This is a genomic window from Robertmurraya sp. (genome assembly GCF_036676585.1).
Classification (GTDB): Bacteria; Bacillota; Bacilli; order Bacillales; family Cytobacillaceae; genus Robertmurraya_A.
Window position 1 is genome coordinate 1 of the sequence record NZ_JAKFCQ010000197.1, and the last position, 4,344, is coordinate 4,344.

The window sequence follows — 4,344 nt, forward strand, 5'->3', positions numbered from 1 at the left end:
CTTGAGTCTTTCATAATATAGACATTGTAAATATCGCCGATTTTAAGTAAATCATTATTTATTTTGAATTGCTTTCGTATGTTTGCTACATCTTTTTTGTTCATGATTTATTCCACTCCCAAGAAGTACTGATAGGTACTCTACGATAATAACAAAAATATCCTCGATCCTATAAGTTATTTATTTTAACATAAATTGTAAGGAAAGGCTTTTAAGCAAGTATTTTTGAAAGGGATAAAGATATTTTCCCCGTTTCTAAGTGCTTATATCAATAGGAAAACCACTTCCTAGTATTGTTAGGAAGTGGTTTTCGAGTTGTCTATCGTCTTAATTTTCTTAATAAAGTAGTAATGCTTATAGAGGGCTGTTCCCACTAATAGGATTTTTACCAAAAGGATGTCTACGTAAAATACGGAAAACAAGATGAAGGAATCGGCAATCAAGTTAATCCGAATTTTCTCTTTACGTGTGAGTCCTTTTTTCTGGAGGAACCTTACCACATATTTTTCATAAAGTGGTGTACTCTTGAACCAGTTTTCGATCCTCTTAGAGCTTTTTGCAAAGCAATAAGAGGCAAATAGCAAAAAGGGAAGGCCTGGCAGAACAGGGAGGATAATCCCTGAAATACCAATCCCTAAGGAGATAAATCCAATAAGGAAAAATAGAATGCTTTTTATATTTTTAATGGTATTCACCTTACTTTACCGGAAGATATACTATAAGCTATAACATAAATAGTGGTATATCTCCATAGATCTATCCCCTTTTTTCAAAAAAGGTTCATAACACCATTTAGCCTAATATGCGTTTTTCCCCGTCAATTTCTTTAATAGGGGCAATATTTTGGGTGAATTCAAGCGTCCCCATGTACGTTCCGTTCTCATCTCTTACCGCAAAGTATCGGATATAAACATATTTATCTTTGAACTTTATCCAAAAGTCTTCACTATCTTTTTTCCCTGATTTAAAGTCCTGTAAAATCTCTTCAACCATATGAACACTTTTCGGAGGATGACAATTTTGGACGGTTCTGCCGATGACCGCTTTCGTTCTTATGAATATACGTTCTTTACCATGAGAGAAGTACCTTACCACATCGTCCTGGTCGATAAAAGTGATATCGACAGGTAAATGGTTTAACATAAGTTCTAGTTGCTCGATCGATAAAAAGCCTGTTTCCATACGGATAAAGCCTTCTGACATAGCGGTGCTGGTTAATGCTTTTCTTTCTGGTTTCCACTCGACAGCGGGGCTTGCTAAACAATAGCCAATTTCATCACTTTCGTGAGCGATCTTAACCCATTCATCCTCGGTTAGATGCTGAAGTGCCATAGGGAATAGGATGTTTTCTTCTTTAAATATCATCTCAGATACTTCGCGGATCACGAATTCAAGCGAATTTACAGCTGTTTGATGATCATGATTAGAATAGTTTGTTAAGACTTGTTTAGCTGTTTTTATCGTTTCTCTAATTCGGTCATCCACTCCCCACATCACTTTTGTTGGACCGAAAATACCGTATTTCTCTAAGAAAGGAAATAACAAGTTCTCTTTGCGACTATAATGTTTGTCGATATCGAGTAACAGATTTAAGTCCTCAATTAACTTAAACACGTTATCACTGCTATCCTCTGCTTTAAAACGGTCAAAGTGTAATTGGATTTTGAAGTTCACTAGCATATCAATTTCTTTATTTTCTAGCTTAAATGTATGAACAGGGTGTCCAGGCTGATCTTCTGGTTTTTGGCTGCGATGGATTTCTTCAATGGATCCTTTGAAAATGGCCGTATGAACCGAACATAGGCGCTGAACTTCTTCCACTGGTATGCCTTCTTCTTCCATAAGAGCTTGCTCAAGCTGAGAAATCTCCTCGATCGATATCGTTCCGACCGCCTTTTCAAACTCATCCCTGACTTCCTCCACACTTCGTCCCATGTGCAAATCTTTAATGATTTCTTTTAGTATTTCTTGACGCTCTGTTTTATTTAATGTCTGTTGCTCACGATTATTAATTAACTCACTCATTGTTAGCCCTCCATTACTCTTTTATCTCAAAACCATGACTTTGAAACGTTGTGATTACGGTGTCTAAAGGGACTTCTTTCACTCGGCAGCCTTTTGGTATGGTCATGACACGACCAACGGTTTGAAGCATGGTAGGTTTTGATATGTTTTCAAAACCTAGACTCTGCATGATTGATATCACTTCTGGATATTGAGTACATATTTCATAAAGGGATTGATTTAAATTAATGGTTTTTGACATTTCCATCACCCCATAACTTAGTTCTTTATGTGGTTAATGTATCATATCTGTCTTGAAACCAATGTGATGTGCATCACAAATGAAAATGTTTCTCAGTTATAATGAATTAGTAGTGTGATCCTATCATAGCAAAGAAAAATTTGTCCTTCTTTTTACCTAGGAAGGTTTTATAAAATACACTTTTCCCTACTTTTTCACTATATTACATAAATTGGTAATGTGTTAGAATGGTATTAATTTTTGAGTTTAGGAGTTGGAAAATAATGGCTAGGGTTTGGGTTTTGTTTTTTACAATGCTAACATTACTAATTATTAGTGGTTGTGGAAGCGATAAGAAGGAGACAATTGCTGATGAAAATGTAAGTGCATCTAAGGAGAATTCTGAAGAGGGTGACAAAGTAGAATCTCAGGAAGAAGTAGAGGAAGCAACGGCGACTGGAAGTGTTGGTGATTTTACAGAACTAATCACTTATATGGAAAAAGAAACAGAAGGAACAGCGAAAATACTATTTGAAAATAAAGAACAACAAGTGCATGAAATGGATGGTGTGACGGTATCTTTAGATGCCTATACACTTCTTGAACTTGCTGATTTCCATACTGATTTCAGTATTCCTTTCAATGATCAGACAGATGGTGGGGTCATTATTGCACAATATACAGTGACAAACAAATTGGATAAGGATGTTTATTACATGCCTTCCTTTTATCTATCCTTCACTGGAGCACAGAAAGCATATGATAATATAAGAGACCTGTTACGCCTTGAAGAACAGCTAGTTGAAAAACTCTCACCATCAAACGATTATTTGCTTAAAGCTGGTGAATCTGTAACGGGTTATTATACATATCCATTTGGTAAAGATCATTTGGAAACAGTGTTAAACCTATCTACTGCTTCAGTAGAAATTCCTGCAGCTCAAGCTGTAAAAGGTGAATTTAGTTCCCCAATTGGGAAGGATGGTCAATTTACTTTAAGCTTAAATAAATCGGGTGCTGAAAAAGTCGAGGCTAATAAGGCATTTTATAATGATAAGGTTAAAAGTGCTAATATGGGTGAAAAGAAGCTGCTGAAGGAAGCGCAAGATATCGGTAAAAGTGATCAATTAGGAGATGTAACCGTTACATTGGATGGATACCAGTTTACAGAATTCACTCCAAATGAGGTAGAAGCACCACGATTTGTTGATTTTAAGAATGGAATTGTGTTACTGACAGTAAAGTTTAATTTAGACAATAAAGGTTCTGATTCTATCGGATTGTCATCCATGTCTTCAAAGCTGACTGTTAACGATGGTAGTCAATATATGTTTGGAGAAGGAATGCTACTAGATTACGGCTATGATGATTTGATTGAAGCTGGTAAATCTGGTGAGTTACTACAAATATTCATACTGGATAAGGAACAGTATGAGAAGATTTGGAAGAATAAATCCTTTGAAGTGGAAATTGGGCCAATTCTAAATAAAGAGGCAAAGGATATTTCTAAAGGGAAGAAAGCAATTTTTGAACTATAGTTCTAGGTTCCTAATATTGTACTGACACTAAGGTAAAGAAGTTTTTTTATAATACTGAGAGTCATAAGTTTACCCTCTTTGTGAATGCTAGGGGGGTATTTTTTTTTGGAGAACATGAGCAATCAGGAGGGTTAAATATTGACTAGATTAGAATATGAAAACTTCATTTCAATGAAAAACATAGATATAAGTAAATTAAATCTAGTTATTGGAGAAAAGAAGGTAATTCCGTATGTTACAGGCTGTTTCCAAGAGGATGGTGTATGGAAAATATATATGGTAGGAGAACGTCAAGACTTTGACATTGTTCAAGTGGGAACTGAAGAGGAAATATTTAATGTCATGCGAAGTATCACGGAAAGCAGAATCAAACGTAGTAATAATTAGATTCATAGATTTAAAAAATCCGCACTTCATTATAAAGTGCGGATTTTTCGAACCTATAATACAAACTTATTAATCAATTGCTTCAAGTCATTAGCTAAATCATTTAAGCGAGTCGCACTGTTTGCGATTTCCTCCATAGATCCGCTTGACTGTTCAACAGAAGCGGCTGTTTCT

At 35.5% G+C, this 4,344-nt stretch carries 6 protein-coding genes; 2 read left to right on the top strand and 4 right to left on the bottom strand.

Annotation, left to right across the window (positions count from 1 at the left end; genetic code table 11):
- The 4 genes from ACGLXV_RS24225 to ACGLXV_RS24240 form a co-directional block, all read right to left on the bottom strand.
- A partial coding sequence (locus ACGLXV_RS24225) for a DUF4317 family protein (protein ID WP_391560646.1) occupies positions 1–104 on the bottom strand: 104 nt, incomplete at its 3' end.
- 192 nt (positions 105–296) lie between these two features.
- On the bottom strand, positions 297–695 hold the full coding sequence (locus tag ACGLXV_RS24230) for a YbaN family protein (protein WP_391560641.1): 399 nt from the start codon (positions 693–695) through the stop codon (positions 297–299).
- Between the two features lie 97 nt (positions 696–792).
- Positions 793–2,025 carry a DUF438 domain-containing protein gene (locus ACGLXV_RS24235; protein ID WP_391560642.1) on the bottom strand — a complete coding sequence of 411 codons (1,233 nt, stop codon included), beginning with the start codon at positions 2,023–2,025 and terminating at the stop codon, positions 793–795.
- A gap of 13 nt (positions 2,026–2,038) precedes the next feature.
- On the bottom strand, positions 2,039–2,266 hold the full coding sequence (locus ACGLXV_RS24240; protein ID WP_391560643.1) for a DUF1858 domain-containing protein: 228 nt from the start codon (positions 2,264–2,266) through the stop codon (positions 2,039–2,041).
- 263 nt (positions 2,267–2,529) lie between these two features.
- Between ACGLXV_RS24240 and ACGLXV_RS24245 the strand changes: the two genes are divergently transcribed.
- A complete protein-coding gene (locus tag ACGLXV_RS24245) occupies positions 2,530–3,783 on the top strand; it encodes a DUF5068 domain-containing protein (protein ID WP_391560644.1) in 1,254 nt (417 codons plus the stop codon).
- 138 nt (positions 3,784–3,921) lie between these two features.
- A complete protein-coding gene (locus ACGLXV_RS24250) occupies positions 3,922–4,170 on the top strand; it encodes a hypothetical protein (RefSeq protein WP_391560645.1) in 249 nt (82 codons plus the stop codon).
- Positions 4,171–4,344: the final 174 nt, after the last annotated feature.

Coding starts and splice junctions, on each gene's coding strand:
- ACGLXV_RS24235 (WP_391560642.1), bottom strand. CDS start 2,025: ATGAGTGAGTTAATTAATAATCGTGAGCAACAGACATTAAATAAAACA.
- ACGLXV_RS24240 (WP_391560643.1), bottom strand. CDS start 2,266: ATGTCAAAAACCATTAATTTAAATCAATCCCTTTATGAAATATGTACT.
- ACGLXV_RS24245 (WP_391560644.1), top strand. CDS start 2,530: ATGGCTAGGGTTTGGGTTTTGTTTTTTACAATGCTAACATTACTAATT.